Genomic DNA, 14,642 nt, shown 5'->3' with positions numbered 1-14,642 from the left:
TGATGATGCGTGTGATAGGTCAGTTTCCGGAGCCGACGGCGGTGCGCCAGCGGGAGAAGTGCCGCTCCAGTGCCACGAGGAGGCCGTTGACGGCCAGACCCAGGATGGAGACCGTGAGGATGCCCGCGTACATGTCCGGGATGAGGAAGCTCATCTGGGAATTCACGATCAGGTAGCCCAGCCCGGCCTTGGCCCCCACCATTTCGGCGGCGATCAGCACCAGGATCGAGGACGTGCCGGCCATCCGGATGCCCGTGAAGATGGTGGGCACCGCCGAGGGCAGGATGACCTTCTGAAAGAGCCGGAAGCTGTTCAGCCCCAGCGACCGCGCGGCCCGGATGAGCAGCGGGTCCACGGTCCGGACACCGGCGATGGTGTTCAGGAGGACCGGGAAGAACGCCGCGTACGCCACGATGGTGATCTTCGATTCTTCGCCGATGCCCAGCAGCAGCGTGAACACCGGCAGCAGGGCCAAGGTCGCCGTGTTGCGGAACAGTTCCAGCAGCGGGTTCAGGAAGGAGCTCAGCCAGCCGTACCAGGCGATCAGCAGCCCCAGCACGACGGCGGATACCACCGCGATGCTGAACCCGGACACCGAGCGGGTGAGGCTCGCCTGCAGGTGGTTCTGCAGCTGCCCGGCCTCCAGCAGCTTTGCCCCGGCCGCCAGGACTTCGTGCAGCGGCGGCAGGAACACCCGGGTGGCGGGGCTTGCCAGGTATGTCGGGCCCAGTTCCCACAACGCGAGGAACAGCAGCACGGCGAGGGATTTCCACCCGGCCCGTCCGGCGAGGCGGGCGGCGCCGCCGAACCGGGCTGCCGGCGTCGGGCGTTGTCCGTTGTCCGGACCGGGTCCCGCCTGCAGTGAACGTTCGACGGCGGCAGCCGTCTCGGGCGGTCGGGTCAGCACAGCGCTCATCAGGCAGCACTCCTTTCCTGGGGTTGTTCGACGGGCCGTTCGTCCGGGGCGGTCCCGTCGGGGAGGATCTTGCGGTGTCCGGAGTCCTGCGCGAGGCGGACCTCGTCGTGCAGGAGGGACCAGACCTGGTGCCGGTGCTCCACGAATGCCGGGTGGGAGCGCACATCGTCCCCGCCGTCCCGGTCCGGAATGTTGATGTCCACGAACTCCTTGAGCCGGCCGGGCCGGGCACTGAGGACGGCCACGCGCTGGCCCAGGTATACAGCCTCGTCGATGCCATGGGTGATGAAGACGATGGTCTTGCCCGTGGCCTTCCAGATCCGCAGCAGTTCGTCCTGGAGCTGCTCGCGGGTCTGCGCGTCCAGGGCGGCGAACGGTTCGTCCATCAGCAGGATGTCCGGCTCATAGGCGAGGCTCCTGGCGATGGCCACGCGCTGCTTCATACCGCCGGAAAGTTCATGCGGGTAACGGTCCTCGAAGCCCGCCAGCCCCACCAGGTCCAGGAACTCGCTGGCCTTCGCGGCCCGCTCCTTCCGGGAAAGGCCGGAGTTCTCCAGGCCGATGGAGACGTTGGCCGAGGCAGTGCGCCAGGGGAAGAGCGCGTACTGCTGGAAGACCACGGCGCGGTCCGGACCTGGTCCGGTCACTTCCACGCCGTCCACCAGCACTGTTCCCGAGGTGGGCCGGGAGAGGCCGGCCAGCAGGTCCAGCAGCGTGGTCTTGCCCGAACCGCTGGGACCCACCAGCGTGAGGAACTCGCCGGCGGCGACGTCCAGGCTGAGATCATCCAGGGCGGTCAGCACGGACGGGCCGGCTTGCTTCGTGGTCGCTTTGCCCTGGCGCACCGCGAATTCCTTCGTGACGTTCCGGAGGCTGATTTTCGGGGTCATGATTCTCCTTCCGTGTTGCTGGCAGTGATGCAGATGCTGGTGCTGGCGGCGGCGGTCATCCGGTCACCAGCCCGTTGAACTCGTTGGTGTACAGCTTCTTCGGGTCCAGTTCGCCCTTGACGATGCCGGTGTCCCTTAGCCATTTGCCCCAGCGGGTGAAGTCCTCATCCTTGATCTCGCCCTTGGCGGGAACGCCCACGCTCTTCCAGTACTGGAGGGCCGCCGGGTTCTCGTTGCGGCCGCGCTCCTGCAGGATCTTGGTGAAGCGGGCGATCACCTCTACGCGCGGTGTGGTCCGCTCCCACTCGATGGCCTTCGCTACCCCGGTGGTGAACGTCCGGGTGGTGTTGGGGTTTTTCGCGATGAAGTCGGTGCGCAGCACGTAGGGCCCGCCGGCGAACGTTCCGAAGAGTTCGGCGTCGCTGAACACTGAGCGCAGGCCGCCGTTGGCGACGGCTTTATCCTGCAGGACTCCGCCCAGCGAACCCGCGTCCACCTGGCCCCGGCGGATGGCCTCCTCGGTGTCGTTGGGCGGGACCACCACCAGCTGGACCTGCTTGATTTCCTCGGCGCTCAGGCCGTTCTTCTGCAGGTAGGTGTTGATGACGGCGTCCGCGTGCGCCCCGAGGGTGTTCACCGCGATCTTCTTGCCGATGAAGTCCCTGGCGGTGCGGATGGCGCTGTCCTCCTTGACGTAGAAGCCGTTGAAGGTCTTCTCGTCTTCGCCGTAGTAGTTGATGACGGCCTTCACGGGGGCGCCGGCTTCCACCAGCTTGACCACCGCGCCGGCGAACGCGCCGCCGAAGTCTGTCTGACCGGTGGCTGCCGACTGGATGTCCTGCGGGCCGCTGATGGTGTTGCCCACCCAGTTCAGCTTGACGTCGCCGAGGTAGCCGAGGTCCTGGGCCAGCTCCGGGAGCGTCACGGTGTTGGCCCAGCCCTGGTAGCGGAGCTCCTTCACCTCGGTGGCGCCGGCGGCAGCACCGCCGGCACCGGCTTCTGCGCTGCCCCCGCAGCCCGACACCGTCATCGCGATGACGACGGCGGCCGCGGCACTCATGATGGTCAGGTGTCGTTTCATTCGGGGTTCCTTTGTGAAGCATCGGGGGAAGTCTTGGATTGAAGCGGCGATGGCCGTTTGCCTGCCGCTGGAACGATGTAAGCGCACCTTCCGGGCAAGGAAAAGCGCTGCTGTCACGCCGGGAAACCCGCGGAAATGAGCGGAAACAGGAGGAAACTCCGGGTCACAAGACGCCCGGTTTCGCCCGGTAACGGCGCGTGAAGGAGTTTGACGCGCCTGCGGTGCCGGATTTTGGTCGTATTGTTCGCGGTATTGTTCCAGGGCGAACCGCTGTTACTTAGCGTTAGGGCGTGCCGGGCGGATACGGTAGGAGTATGACCACCTCTACCTCCGCCGCCGTCGACACCGTACGGCCCGAACGAAACATCCCCGCCGAAATTGCCCGTTCGTGGCTTTTGGTGAACGCAATGAAGCCTGAGCTTTTTGACGTCTCGGCCGTCTCGCGCGCGGATTCGATCATCCTGGACATCGAAGATGCCGTGGATCCCTCGCAGAAGGACACGGCCCGCGAACACGTGATCAACTGGCTGACCGCCGGTGGCAAAGCCTGGGTCCGCATCAACGACGCCACCAGCCCGTTCTGGGCGAGCGACCTTGCCGGGCTCCGCGGCACGCCGGGTCTGCTGGGCGTCATGCTGGCGAAGACCGAGTCAGCGGACCAGGTCACGGAGAGCTTCCACCGCATGGACGGCCAGACCCCCGTGATTGCGCTGGTGGAGTCCGCCGTCGGCATCGAGGAAGCGAACAATATCGCCAAGGCCCAGGGCGCGTTCCGCCTGGCCTTCGGGTCCGGCGACTTCCGCCGCGATACCGGCATGGCAAACACGCAGGAGGCCATGGCCTACCCCCGCGCCAAGCTCGTAGTGGCCAGCCGCGTGGGTAACCTGCCGGGCCCCATCGACGGACCCACCGTGGGCACGAGCCACCCGATCCTGCGTGAGCAGACCGGCATCACCGTGATGATGGGCATGACGGGCAAGCTGTGCCTGGCCATCGACCAGACTCCCGTCATCAATGAAGTCATCAGCCCGACGCCGTCCGACGTCGCCTGGGCCACGGACTTCATGGCCGACTTTGAAGCCAGCGGCCGCGTGATCCGCGACGGTTCCGACCTGCCGCGCCTGGGCCGCGCCGAAAAGATCATGAAGCTCGCGGTAGCCTTTGGGGTGCAGCCCGCGCTGTAGCGCCCGGCAGCAATCCCGCCAGCCCAAGGAGACCCCGTGACCGATACCCGCTATCTGGTCCACGGGGTCTTTTGGGATGGTGCGCCGCCCGGCTCCCCGGCGGGCCGGCCGTCCGGCGCAGGGCCTGCAGACCGCGACGGCGGCACACCGGTGATGCGCCTGCAGGACCCTTCCGGGCGTTTCAGGGAACTGGCGCTCGACGCCGGCAGCCGCCTGGGCTTCAGCGTCGCCGCCGTCGGCAAGGCCTGCCTGGGGCACCATAAGGTGCACGGTCCGGCCGACCGGGACCACGTTCTTTGCCGGGCCCAGGCACCGGCCGTCAGGGGAAGCCAGTGCGAGCGCTGCTTCGTGATGGACGACTTCCGGCTCATCCATGACTTCCACCGCGGCGGAGGTGTTCCGCAGGGGCTTCGCGCCTACCTGATGCAGCAGCACTGGCTGTATGTGGCAACGTTCGCCGGCGGCGCCAGCAAGGTCGGCACGGCCTCGAACCTGCGGAAATGGAACCGGCTGGCAGAACAGGGTGCCGTGGTGGCCCGGTATGTGGCCCGCGCCGACGACGGCAGGGTGGTCCGGATCCTGGAAGACATGCTGACGCGCGACGCAGGGCTGCCGCAGCAGGTCCGTTCGGCAGCCAAGGCCGCCGCGCTGGTTGCCCCGGTGCCCGGCGTCGAACTTGATGAACTGAACCGGCGGCTGGCCGGTGAGGCCCGGGCATTGCTGGCGCGTGCCGGCGTCGAGGGCTTCGACGTGGTGGACGAACGGTGGCTCCGACCCGGGCTTGCGGACGGGGCATGCAGGCCCAGGGCGAGGCATACCTACCCGCATGATTTGGGAGCCGGCGGACACGGATTCCGGATTGCCGCGGTGAGCGGCAGCATCGCGGTGGCAGCCCTGGATGGCTCGGAGTTGGAGTTCGTGGTGAACCTCGGGCAGCTGAAGGCCCGGACCGTGGAACTCGGAGACCACCACACCTCTGAGGTCCCGGCCGTGCAGGAATCTTTGTTCTAACCTCCGCGCATCCGACCCGTAGAATGGCACGGTGCTGAACGAATTCTGGGCAACCGCATCCACCGCCTACAAGGTGCTCGTCTTCAGCGCCATGGGCCTGATCGCCGCGGGCATTGTCCTGAACCTGGTGGGCAACACCTCGGGAAACCAGGGCCTGGCGGTGGCTTCACTTCCGGTGATCGGCGTCGGCCTCGTCCTGCACGTTGTCGGGATCGTGGTGCGGGGCCAGCAGATCCGGAAGAACCTCAAGCGCTAACGGCGGCGTTCCGCAGGACATGGCTGCGGGCGTGCTCCACGGCTGCCGGGAGCGAAGTGAAGAGGTGCTTGTGGTGCCGGAGGGAACGGATCACACCCACGTTCGTCACCAGCTCCAGGTGCTCCGGCCGGACACCCTTCAGCAGTACGGTGATTCCCCGCAGTTCCAGGGCTGAGATGACTTCCACCAGGGCATGGGCGCCCGTGGCGTCCAGCATCCGCACCTGCGACAAGCGGATGATGGCCACCTGGATGTCCTTCACCTCGCTGATCTCCTGCAAGATTCGTTCCGCCGCCCCGAAGAACATGGCGCCGTCGAGCCGGAAGATTGCGATGTGCGAATCACCGTCGGCCGCTGCGCCCGTAATGGGCTCCCGGCGGACACCGCTCAGCGAGGCAAACTTCCGAAGGGTCAGCAGTGCCGCGGCAGCCAGGCCGATCTGGATGGCGACGATCAGGTCGAAGGCCACGGTGATCAAGGCGGTGAGGATGAAGACCGCCGCGTCCGCCCGGGTGGACCGGAGAATGGCGTTGACCGTCCGGGTGGAGACCATCCGCGTCGCCGTGACCATCAGGACTCCGCCCAGCACGGCCAGCGGAATGCGCCCCACCATCCCTGCGGCGAGGTAGATGATGGCCAACAGCACCAGGGCGTGGACCACGGCGGCCAGCCGGGTCTTCGCGCCGGAGCGGACGTTGACCGCGGAACGGGCAATGGCGCCTGTTGCGGGCATGCCGCCGAACAGGCCGGCTGCGATGGATGCCAGCCCCTGCCCGCTCAGTTCCCGGTCCGGACTGTAACGGCCGCCGGGCCTGCCGTCCGGCCCCACCATTCCGGCCGCAACGCGGGCCGAGAGGAGCGACTCAATGGCCGCCAGCGCCGCGATGGACACTGCGGGCAGCAGGAGCTCCCCAAACGCCGCGGGATCGACCGACGGCAGGCCAGGGGCCGGCAGGGAATGTGGCAGCGCCCCGATTCGGGGTATGTCCAGGCGGAGCAGTTCAGCGGCCACGGTAACCAGTAGCACGGCGGTCAGGCTGGCGGGCAGTGACTTGTGGACCTTGGGCGCCAGGAACATGATGGCTGCGACGGCCGCCACCACGGCGAGGGTCTGGACGACGGTGGGAAAAGCGGCCCCGGAGGCGGCCTCGACCGCCGCAATGAGGGTGTTGTGGCCCGGGATGCCGGCTGTTCCCGTGGCCAGCGGCACTTGCTGGAGGAAGATGATGGCGGCAATGCCAAGGGTGAAGCCTTCCACCACCGGCCAGGGGATGAATGCCACGGCGCGGCCCAGTCCGCTGATGCCGAGCGCGCAGACCATGAGCCCCGCCAGCAGCGAAACAATCGGAATGCTTCCCGCACCGTGGCTGGCCACCACGGGGGCGAGGACCACCACCATCGCGCCGGTCGGGCCGGACACCTGGACGTTGGAGCCGCCCATGACGGCAGCCACCAGGCCGGCAACCACTGCGGTGATCAGGCCCGCTTCAGCGCCCACACCGGAGCTGACCCCGAACGCCAGTGCCAGGGGGAGTGCGACGATCCCCACCGTGATGCCCGCTGTCAGGTCCGTTTTCCAGGAGGACCGCAGCCCGTCGTAGTCGCGGCGGGACGGCAGGAACGCCCGCAGGGTCCGCATCCCGTTCACAAGGACGGGCCGGTGAGATGTGCGCCCGGCAGTTCCTGCGCCAGACGGAGCTGCTCGTTGGAGTCCGCCAGGGTGTCCAGCAGGAATGTTCGGGCAATGGCCAGGAGTTCTGCGATTTTGGGGTGGGCCAGGCGGTATGTCACGGCGTTCGCGGACCGCACCGAGGTCACCACCTTGTGCCGGCGCAGCGTCGCCAGATGCTGGGAGAGGTGCGAGGCCTCCAGCCCCGTCTCGGCCAGGAGGAAGCTGACCGGGGCCGTTGTGTCCGGCGCGGCTGCAAGCAGTTCGAGGATCCTGATGCGGGCCGGGTGGGCCAGGGCCTTGAAGAGGTTGGCCTTGATTTCGTACAAAGGGGCCTGTGCCGTGGAAAGCATGGGGGACCTGCTGTCGCCTGGTTCACGCAGGGGTCCGGTGATGGGACTCCCGCATGAATTGATGAATTGATGGAATGATGAATTCATCATACCGCTGGTGCGCGGAACCCGCCAGAGCCCTCCCGCGTAACAGGCCGCCGGGCGGGCAGCCGCTCTCCTCGTAACCGGCCGCTGGGTTGACGGCGGGGGAACGATAGGCTTGAGGCCATGACTATCAATCCGGATCTGCAGGGCCGTAGCTACCCTGCCGCAGAGGTGTACGACGTTGGCCGCGAGAAGATCCGCGAGTTCGCCAGGGCGGTTAAGGCCACCCACGCAGCGCACTTCGACGTGGAAGCAGCCCGCGCCCTCGGCCACAGCGACCTCGTGGCCCCGCCGACCTTCGCCATCATCATCGCCCAGCGTGCCGATGCCCAGCTGATCGAGGATCCGGAGTCGGGCATTGACTTCTCCCGCGTTGTCCACGCGGACCAGCGCTTTGTCCACCACCGGCCCATTTTCGCCGGCGACCGGCTGGTGGCAGAGCTGCATGTGGACGGCGTCAGGGCCATGGGCGGCGGCGCCATGATCACCACCCGATCCGAGATCTTCGCCCTCACCGGCAACGATGCAGGCGGCCCGGGTGCTTCCCGCGAGGCCGTCTCCACCACCACCTCGTCCATCCTGGTCCGCGGAGAGGGACAGTAACCATGAGCACAGCATCCATCAGCCCCGCATTGTCCGAACTCAGCGTCGGACAGGACGTGGGCACCCGCAGCATCACCGTCACCCGCCAGGACCTCGTGAAGTACGCCGGCGCCTCCGGGGACTTCAACCCGATCCACTGGAACGAGGCGTTCGCCACCGGAGTAGGCCTGCCCGGCGTCATCGCCCACGGCATGTTCACCATGGGCGCCGCGGTCCAGCTGGTGACCGACTGGGCAGGAGACCCTGCCGCCGTCGTGGACTTCCAGACCCGCTTCACGAAACCGGTGCTGGTCACCGATACCACGGGGACGGAGGAGCCCGGGGCCGTCATTGAGGTCACCGGCGCCATTGGCGCGCTCGACGCCGACGCCGGCACCGCCCGCGTGGACCTCACCGTGGTCTCCGCGGGCCAGAAGGTCCTGATGAAGGCCCAGGCAGTCGTCAGGCTTGCGTGACCAAGGTCGCGTGAGAGGGGCACTGCTGTGACCAGGAACGTCTTCACGCCGGCTGCCGAAGTAACGCACTGGCGCAACGCCGTCGTGGTGGCCTACGGGGCAAGCGGCCTGGCGTTCTCCACCTGGGTGTCGCGGCTCCCCGCCATCAGGGACGGCCTGGACCTGACACCGGGAACCATCGGACTGCTCCTGCTGTGCATGACGGCCGGTTCGTTCCTTTCGGTGTCCGCCTCGGGCCTGATCGTCCTCCGCCTGGGCTCCAAACGGACCATCCGGATTGGCAGCATCATGGTGGGCATTGGATTGGTGCTTGCCGGCTTCGGCACGTCCGTGCTCGCCAGCCCGGTGGCCGTTGCCGCCGGCCTGGCCATCATCGGACTGGGAACCGCCAGCTGGAACACCGCCTCGAATGTCGAAGGTGCCGCCGTGGAACGCGCCGTCCGGCGGCACATCATGCCCCGGCTGCACGGCTCCTTCAGCCTCGGAACCGTAGCCGGAGCAGGGCTGGGCGCCTGGGCGGCCGGAGCCGGACTCCCCGTGTTCTGGCACCTGGCGGCCGGCGGCCTCCTGGTGGCCGGATCGGTGGCAACGGCTGCTTCCTGGTTCCGGGCAGACATCACGCCGGTGCCGGGCGAACGCCCGTTCAAGGCGTCCGGGACAGACACATTCGAGGATCCGTCCACCGGGCCCATTCCCATCGTCCGGCAGACGGACGCGGTCCGCGAACAGCCACTGGACAACAAACGCCTGATCGCCCAGGCCTGGCGGGACAAGCGCACGCTCCTGCTCGGCGTCCTGGTCCTCGGGCTGGCCCTTGCCGAAGGCGCGGCGGGCGACTGGGTGGCCCTTGCGCTGGCGGACGGCCACGGTCAGTCCGACGCCGCCGGAGCTGCAGGCTACGGGCTTTTCGTGACCTTCATGACCATCGGCCGCTTCGCCGGAACGCTGGTGCTGGACCGTTTTGGCAGGGTTCCCGTGATGCGCTGGTGCGCCGCGCTGGCCGTCGCCGGACTGGGGTTGTTCGTTTTCGCTCCGGTGCCGTGGCTGGCGTTCGTGGCGCTGGCCGTCTGGGGCCTTGGCGCTTCCCTCGGTTTCCCCGTCGGCATGTCCGCGGCCGCCGATGATCCGGCCAAGGCCGCCGCCCGCGTGTCCGTGGTGTCCACCATCGGCTACGGCGCGTTTCTGTGCGGACCGCCGCTCCTTGGACTCCTGGCCGAACACGTGGGCATCCTCCACTCCCTGCTCGCCGTGATGGTGATGCTCGTGGTCAGCTTCCTGCTTTCCCCTGTGGCCCGGAAGCTCCCTTGAATCCCAGTCCCGTCCGAATGACCGATAGGCTGGACGGGTGACCCAGACTTTGCTTTCCGACCTGACCACTGCCGCCGTCGGCGGTCCCGCCGGCAACTACATCGAGGCACGCTCGGAGTCGGAAATCATCGACGCCGTCCGCTCCGCGGATGCCGCCGGTGAGCAGCTGCTGATCATCGCGGGCGGGTCCAACCTGCTGATTTCCGACGACGGGTACCCCGGCACGGTGCTCCGGATCGCCTCTGAGGGGTTCACCGTCAACGCCGAGGATTCCTGCGGCGGCGTTTCTGTGGTGGTCCAGGCAGGTCATAACTGGGATGCCCTGGTGGAGCACGCCGTGCGGCATGCATGGTCCGGAGTGGAGGCACTTTCCGGGATCCCCGGGTCCACGGGAGCCACCCCGGTGCAGAATGTGGGTGCCTACGGCTCGGACGTCTCCCAGACCATAGCCGCTGTCCGGACTTGGGACCGAGAACGGAATGCCGTCCGCACCTTCACGAATTCGGAACTGAAGTTCGGGTACCGGGATTCGGTCCTGAAGCAGACCACCGTCCAGGGGTCCCCGCGCTTTGTGGTGCTCACGGTGGAGTTCCAGTTGCCGCTGGGCCGGATGAGTGCCCCCATCCGTTATGCCGAACTGGCGAAGTCCCTCGGGGTTGAGCCCGGGAAGAGGGCGTACTCCAACGATGTGCGCCGGGAGGTGCTGCGGCTCCGGGCCTCCAAAGGCATGGTCCTGGATCCGGAGGACCGCGACACGTATTCCACGGGATCCTTCTTCACAAACCCGGTTGTCCCCGCGGACGCGGCCGACTCGCTCCCCGCAGACGCCCCCCGGTATCCGGCCGGTTCGGACGGCCAGGTGAAGCTGTCCGCCGCCTGGCTCATTGACCGTGCCGGCTTCGGGAAGGGGTACGGGCTGGAAGCCGGGAGTGTTTCCGGCGGCCGGGCCTCACTGTCCACGAAGCACACCCTGGCCATCACCAACAGGGGTGCCGCAAGTGCGGCGGACATGGTCGCCGTGGCGCGCGAGGTGAGGCGCGGCGTCGTCGAACGTTTTGGCATTGAACTGCACCCCGAGCCGCTCCTGATCGGCGTGGAGCTCTAGAAGCTTCGGCGTTCAGCTCCGGCGCTGCCGCGGGGCCACCTTGCTGAACAGCATGAACGTGAACCCGGACGCTGCGGCGCCCAGCAGGAAGACCTGGCAGAAGGCCACCGACTGTGCGCTGGGGCCGTTGCGGAGGACCAGTCCCGCGCAGGCGAACACCACGGCGCCGGCCAGCAGGGCAAAGGCAGCCAGCAGGAAGCTCCTGATGGTGGGCGGCAGCTCACTGCCGGCTTCCTGGGCTTCGTCGCGTCGCTCCTGTTCGGCCGACCGCCAGCCGCGGTGTTGGGGCTGCAGCAGGGAAGCGGCGACGAAACTGATGACTGCCACAGCCATGCTGCCCGCCGAAACCAGCTGCAGGGCCTGCACAGTGGGCGAGAGGCTTGTCCCGCCCGCAATCGCGATGGAGAGGCCCGCAGCCATTCCGGCCGCACTGGACGCCCATCCCAGCAGGGCAAGGGCCCGGCACAGGGGCCGCAGCTGCGGCCAGAGCTCTCCGATGGTCATCCATCCAGAGTAGGGACCCCGGCTGGAAACCGGCTGGGAGCCTGCGGTGTACTTCCCGGGACCGTGGAGCCGGGTTGTCGGAGGCTGGACCTACGATAGGCGTATGGGATCAGGCGCCGGAACCAACGCAGGAACCACGGTCACGAGAAGGGCAGGAACCACGGCCAGGACAAGGGTCACCCGGCACGTCATCGGACGGTTGCGGCTCGCCGCGCAGGGGCTGTTGGCACCGGACTTCGACTCCGTGCCGGGCGCCGTGCGATGGATGACGGCCATGCAGGCCCAGGACCTGCAGGCCGCGCTCTGGGCTGTCGGACTCAGGGTCCGCGGTGCGGGCGTTGACACCGTCCGGTCCGCGCTGGATGAAGGGCTCGTGGTCCGGTCCTGGCCCATGCGCGGAACGCTGCACCTGCTCGCTCCGGAGGACCTGCGCTGGATCCTGGCCATCACGGCGGACCGCCTGATCCGGGGAATGGGCGGCCGGCACCGGGAGCTGGGGATCGATGCCCGCGACGTGGACGTTGCCCGCGATACGGCTCTGGAACTTGTGTCCGGCGGCGGAGCAGCCTCCCGCCAACAGCTCTTCGAGGCCTTCGAAGCCGTGGGGCAGTCCACAGCGGGCCAGCGCGGCATCCACCTGCTGGGGGTCCTGTGTCAGCGGGCCTGGCTCGTGCAGGGACCGCTCACGGGAAACCAGCAGCTCCTCAAGGCCTTCGACGAGTGGATCCCCAAGTCCCGGGAACTGGACCGCGCCGAGGGCATCGCCGAGCTGGTGCTGCGGTACATGCTCAGTCACGGCCCGGCCACGGAACGTGACTTCGCCTGGTGGTCCAATACCCCGGTGACGGAAGTCCGCAGTGCGCTGGCCACGGTGAAGGACCAGCTCGTCGAGCTGGAGTTCGAAGGAACCAGTTACTGGATGGCGCCGGCCACCGCGGCGCTGCTCGACGACGGCGTCCCAGGCCAGCGCTCCCTGCTGATCCTGCCGGGGTTCGATGAGTTCCTGCTGGGATACACGGACCGGTCACTGGTGCTTCCGCCCGAGCACGCCCAAAAAGTGGTCCCGGGCGGCAACGGGATGTTCAAGAAGACCATCGTTTCCGGGGGAGAGGTGATCGGCACGTGGGCGCGGAAAGGCACCGGCCGGGCGGCCGCCGTCGTGCCTGAACCGTTTGACACCGTTAACGGACTGCGGCCTGCAGCCCAAAAATCCTTTGAGCTGCAGGCCGCGAGGTACGTGGCGTTCCTCGGCTAGAGCGTGCCGGTGGCGATGTTGAGCATGCGGCGCAGCGGCTCGGCAGCGCCCCACAGGAGCTGGTCGCCCACGGTGAAGGCGCTGATGTATTCCGGGCCCATCTCCATCTTGCGGATACGTCCCACGGGGATGTCCAGGGTACCGGAGGCGGCCACCGGCGTGAGGCCAGCCATGGAGTCTTCCTTGGTGTTCGGAATGACCTTGGCCCACTCGTTGTCCTCGGCGAGCAGCTTCTCGATCTCGGCAACGGAAAGGTCTTCGCGGAGCTTGAGGGTGAGGGCCTGGGAGTGCGAACGCATGGCGCCGATCCGGATGCACAGGCCGTCCATGATGATCCGGTTCTCGTCCGCGGTGCCGAGGATCTTGTTGGTCTCGACGCCCGCCTTCCACTCTTCCTTGGACTGGCCGTTGCCGAGGTCCGCGTCAATCCAGGGGATCAGCGAGCCGGCCAGCGGGACGCCGAACTGGGTCGCGTCGATGTCGGTGCGCTGGTGCGCCAGGACCTTGCGGTCGATTTCCAGGATGGCCGACGCCGGGTCGTCCAGTTCCGAGCTGACCTCGGCGTTGAGCGTGCCGAACTGGCTGAGGAGTTCGCGCATGTGGCGGGCGCCGCCGCCGGAGGCAGCCTGGTAGGTCATGGAGGTGCCCCACTCGACGAGGCCGTTCTTGAACAGGCCGCCGAGGCCCATCAGCATGCAGGACACGGTGCAGTTGCCGCCGATGAAGTCCTTGGTGCCGTTGGCCAGGCCCTTGTCGATGACGTCTCGGTTGATGGGGTCCAGCACGATGATCGAGTCGTCGTTCATGCGCAGGGTGGAGGCGGCGTCGATCCAGAGGCCGTCCCAGCCGCGGCTGCGCAGCTCGCCGTGGACCTGCTTGGTGTAGTCGCCGCCTTGGGCGGTGACGATAATCGGCAGCTTGGCCAGCGTGTCTACGTCGAACGCGTCCTCGAGCTTGCCGGCCGCGCCGGCGGCGGAACCAGCGAGGGTCGGAGCGGCACCTCCGGCGTTGGAGGTGGAGAAGAACACCGGGTTGATGTTGGCGAAGTCGCCTTCATCCTGCATGCGCTGCATCAGGACGGAGCCGACCATGCCGCGCCATCCGACCAGGCCGACGGAGGGGGTAGCTGCAGTAGTCATTCGACCAGTTTAGACTTCGGAACCGGCACGGCGCAGTCGGTTACGTCACGGTGCGTGCGGGCTAGGAAACATACCCGCCGCCGGGCTTGGGGGCACCGCGTTCCTTGCGGAGCTTGGCGGCCCGGTATTCGTCCCGGGCCATTCCAAAGGTGTACCAGGCGCCGAAACCGCCCAGCACGATAGGGAACAACGCACCCCACTCGGGGCCTCCACGCTGCCCAAACGAGGCAAGAAGCAATGCTGAAGAGCCGAGGAAAACGAGTCCCAAGAAGGCAGACACAATTCCCATGCCCCACCACGTCCGGACCTGAGCCTGGCCGCGGCCGGGCGAGAAGCCGATTTCATCTCCGGGATAGCTGTGCAGTTCGCCGGTGTCGGTCCTGCGGAGCACGCGCCTCTCGCCGCGGGCGAGGGCTTCCTTATGCTCGGCATATACTGCGTCGTTGCGCCGCTCGCGCTCACGGTCAAACATCACGGTTAGTCCCCCCGTTAAGTGTCCAAGCAGCAGGTTTCGTCACGCTGCCCGCCCAACAATAGTCGCGGGGCGCCAGCGCCCGCGATGGGGTGCTCTGCCCATCGCAAAGGCCACGCGTGCCGCCCGAGCTGCTACTCGGCGTCGTGCTGTTCGAGAACCGCCGCCTTGCGGAGGCGCAACGCATAGAAGGCGCCGAACGCGAACGCCTGCGTGACCACCACCAGCACGATGGCGCCGGCGATCTTGTTGCCGCCGAGAATCATGGTCAGCCCCACGATGGCGGAGAGAAGGGCCAGCAGCGGGAGCAGCATGTAGCCGAGGACAAAGAGGGTTTCGGGTTTCTTCAGCATGGTC

Annotated in this window: 17 protein-coding genes; 8 read left to right on the top strand and 9 right to left on the bottom strand. The window is 67.5% G+C overall.

Annotation, left to right across the window (positions count from 1 at the left end; all coding sequences use genetic code 11):
• Window positions 1-19 precede the first annotated feature (19 nt).
• The 3 genes from RW112_RS03950 to RW112_RS03940 are packed head-to-tail and all read right to left on the bottom strand — an operon-like array spanning window position 20 to window position 2,887.
• Window positions 20-916, bottom strand: coding sequence for an ABC transporter permease (locus RW112_RS03950; RefSeq protein WP_317780488.1), 897 nt, complete (start codon window positions 914-916; stop codon window positions 20-22).
• A complete protein-coding gene (locus tag RW112_RS03945; RefSeq protein ID WP_317780487.1) occupies window positions 916-1,806 on the bottom strand; it encodes an ABC transporter ATP-binding protein in 891 nt (296 codons plus the stop codon). Before RW112_RS03945 ends, RW112_RS03950 begins: the two co-directional genes overlap by 1 nt.
• A 55-nt stretch (window positions 1,807-1,861) precedes the next feature.
• The gene (locus RW112_RS03940) at window positions 1,862-2,887 is read right to left on the bottom strand and encodes an ABC transporter substrate-binding protein (RefSeq protein WP_317780486.1); all 1,026 of its coding nucleotides are present in this window, start codon (window positions 2,885-2,887) and stop codon (window positions 1,862-1,864) included.
• A 314-nt stretch (window positions 2,888-3,201) separates the two neighbouring features.
• On the opposite strand from RW112_RS03940, the gene RW112_RS03935 reads away from it, so the two are divergent.
• The 3 genes from RW112_RS03935 to RW112_RS03925 are packed head-to-tail and all read left to right on the top strand — an operon-like array spanning window position 3,202 to window position 5,338.
• Window positions 3,202-4,071 carry a CoA ester lyase gene (locus RW112_RS03935; RefSeq protein ID WP_317780485.1) on the top strand — a complete coding sequence of 290 codons (870 nt, stop codon included), beginning with the start codon at window positions 3,202-3,204 and terminating at the stop codon, window positions 4,069-4,071.
• A 36-nt stretch (window positions 4,072-4,107) separates the two neighbouring features.
• Window positions 4,108-5,082: a DUF2797 domain-containing protein gene (locus RW112_RS03930; RefSeq protein WP_317780484.1), complete on the top strand. Its 975-nt coding sequence runs from the start codon at window positions 4,108-4,110 to the stop codon at window positions 5,080-5,082.
• 31 nt (window positions 5,083-5,113) lie between these two features.
• On the top strand, window positions 5,114-5,338 hold the full coding sequence (locus RW112_RS03925; protein ID WP_317780483.1) for a DUF3188 domain-containing protein: 225 nt from the start codon (window positions 5,114-5,116) through the stop codon (window positions 5,336-5,338).
• Here the strand turns inward: RW112_RS03925 and RW112_RS03920 are convergent.
• Window positions 5,328-6,977, bottom strand: a complete 1,650-nt coding sequence (locus tag RW112_RS03920; protein ID WP_317780482.1) for a SulP family inorganic anion transporter — start codon at window positions 6,975-6,977, stop codon at window positions 5,328-5,330. The two genes, RW112_RS03925 and RW112_RS03920, sit on opposite strands and share 11 nt — an antisense overlap.
• A 5-nt stretch (window positions 6,978-6,982) precedes the next feature.
• A complete protein-coding gene (locus RW112_RS03915; protein WP_317780481.1) occupies window positions 6,983-7,360 on the bottom strand; it encodes a metalloregulator ArsR/SmtB family transcription factor in 378 nt (125 codons plus the stop codon).
• A 207-nt stretch (window positions 7,361-7,567) separates the two neighbouring features.
• Here RW112_RS03915 and RW112_RS03910 point away from each other — a divergent pair, with 207 nt between their 5' ends.
• The 4 genes from RW112_RS03910 to RW112_RS03895 are packed head-to-tail and all read left to right on the top strand — an operon-like array spanning window position 7,568 to window position 10,915.
• A complete protein-coding gene (locus RW112_RS03910) occupies window positions 7,568-8,047 on the top strand; it encodes a MaoC family dehydratase N-terminal domain-containing protein (RefSeq protein WP_305941846.1) in 480 nt (159 codons plus the stop codon).
• A 2-nt stretch (window positions 8,048-8,049) separates the two neighbouring features.
• Entirely contained in the window at window positions 8,050-8,502 is a 453-nt protein-coding gene (locus RW112_RS03905; RefSeq protein ID WP_371745911.1) for a MaoC family dehydratase, read from the top strand.
• Between the two features lie 27 nt (window positions 8,503-8,529).
• Window positions 8,530-9,810, top strand: a complete 1,281-nt coding sequence (locus tag RW112_RS03900) for an MFS transporter (protein ID WP_317780480.1) — start codon at window positions 8,530-8,532, stop codon at window positions 9,808-9,810.
• 37 nt (window positions 9,811-9,847) lie between these two features.
• A complete protein-coding gene (locus RW112_RS03895) occupies window positions 9,848-10,915 on the top strand; it encodes a UDP-N-acetylmuramate dehydrogenase (protein WP_317780479.1) in 1,068 nt (355 codons plus the stop codon).
• A gap of 12 nt (window positions 10,916-10,927) precedes the next feature.
• Here RW112_RS03895 and RW112_RS03890 read toward each other — a convergent pair whose 3' ends face one another.
• Window positions 10,928-11,419 carry a hypothetical protein gene (locus RW112_RS03890; protein WP_317780478.1) on the bottom strand — a complete coding sequence of 164 codons (492 nt, stop codon included), beginning with the start codon at window positions 11,417-11,419 and terminating at the stop codon, window positions 10,928-10,930.
• 103 nt (window positions 11,420-11,522) lie between these two features.
• On the opposite strand from RW112_RS03890, the gene RW112_RS03885 reads away from it, so the two are divergent.
• Window positions 11,523-12,674 carry a winged helix DNA-binding domain-containing protein gene (locus RW112_RS03885; protein ID WP_317780477.1) on the top strand — a complete coding sequence of 384 codons (1,152 nt, stop codon included), beginning with the start codon at window positions 11,523-11,525 and terminating at the stop codon, window positions 12,672-12,674.
• On the opposite strand, the gene asd is transcribed toward RW112_RS03885, so the two are convergent.
• From asd to RW112_RS03870, 3 genes are all read right to left on the bottom strand, one after another.
• Window positions 12,671-13,813, bottom strand: coding sequence for an aspartate-semialdehyde dehydrogenase (gene asd, locus RW112_RS03880; protein ID WP_317780476.1), 1,143 nt, complete (start codon window positions 13,811-13,813; stop codon window positions 12,671-12,673). The two genes, RW112_RS03885 and asd, sit on opposite strands and share 4 nt — an antisense overlap.
• Window positions 13,814-13,874: 61 nt before the next feature.
• Window positions 13,875-14,288, bottom strand: coding sequence for a hypothetical protein (locus tag RW112_RS03875; RefSeq protein ID WP_411709850.1), 414 nt, complete (start codon window positions 14,286-14,288; stop codon window positions 13,875-13,877).
• A gap of 131 nt (window positions 14,289-14,419) precedes the next feature.
• On the bottom strand, window positions 14,420-14,638 hold the full coding sequence (locus RW112_RS03870; protein WP_028269619.1) for an NF038396 family protein: 219 nt from the start codon (window positions 14,636-14,638) through the stop codon (window positions 14,420-14,422).
• Window positions 14,639-14,642 lie beyond the last annotated feature (4 nt).

The organism is Arthrobacter sp. B10-11 (genome assembly GCF_033142195.1).
In the GTDB taxonomy this organism is placed as follows: Bacteria; Actinomycetota; Actinomycetes; order Actinomycetales; family Micrococcaceae; genus Arthrobacter; species Arthrobacter oryzae_C.
Note: the sequence above shows the minus strand (reverse complement) of the source record. Positions and strands in the feature narration are given on the sequence as shown.

What these genes read in the sequence shown, in the direction of transcription:
- RW112_RS03890 (WP_317780478.1), bottom strand. Translation starts at nt 11,419, where the DNA reads ATGACCATCGGAGAGCTCTGGCCGCAGCTGCGGCCCCTGTGCCGGGCC.
- RW112_RS03885 (WP_317780477.1), top strand. Translation starts at nt 11,523, where the DNA reads ATGGGATCAGGCGCCGGAACCAACGCAGGAACCACGGTCACGAGAAGG.
- RW112_RS03950 (WP_317780488.1), bottom strand. Translation starts at nt 916, where the DNA reads ATGAGCGCTGTGCTGACCCGACCGCCCGAGACGGCTGCCGCCGTCGAA.
- RW112_RS03945 (WP_317780487.1), bottom strand. Translation starts at nt 1,806, where the DNA reads ATGACCCCGAAAATCAGCCTCCGGAACGTCACGAAGGAATTCGCGGTG.
- RW112_RS03940 (WP_317780486.1), bottom strand. Translation starts at nt 2,887, where the DNA reads ATGAAACGACACCTGACCATCATGAGTGCCGCGGCCGCCGTCGTCATC.
- RW112_RS03935 (WP_317780485.1), top strand. Translation starts at nt 3,202, where the DNA reads ATGACCACCTCTACCTCCGCCGCCGTCGACACCGTACGGCCCGAACGA.
- RW112_RS03905 (WP_371745911.1), top strand. Translation starts at nt 8,050, where the DNA reads ATGAGCACAGCATCCATCAGCCCCGCATTGTCCGAACTCAGCGTCGGA.
- RW112_RS03915 (WP_317780481.1), bottom strand. Translation starts at nt 7,360, where the DNA reads ATGCTTTCCACGGCACAGGCCCCTTTGTACGAAATCAAGGCCAACCTC.
- RW112_RS03920 (WP_317780482.1), bottom strand. Translation starts at nt 6,977, where the DNA reads ATGCGGACCCTGCGGGCGTTCCTGCCGTCCCGCCGCGACTACGACGGG.
- RW112_RS03870 (WP_028269619.1), bottom strand. Translation starts at nt 14,638, where the DNA reads ATGCTGAAGAAACCCGAAACCCTCTTTGTCCTCGGCTACATGCTGCTC.
- RW112_RS03910 (WP_305941846.1), top strand. Translation starts at nt 7,568, where the DNA reads ATGACTATCAATCCGGATCTGCAGGGCCGTAGCTACCCTGCCGCAGAG.
- asd (WP_317780476.1), bottom strand. Translation starts at nt 13,813, where the DNA reads ATGACTACTGCAGCTACCCCCTCCGTCGGCCTGGTCGGATGGCGCGGC.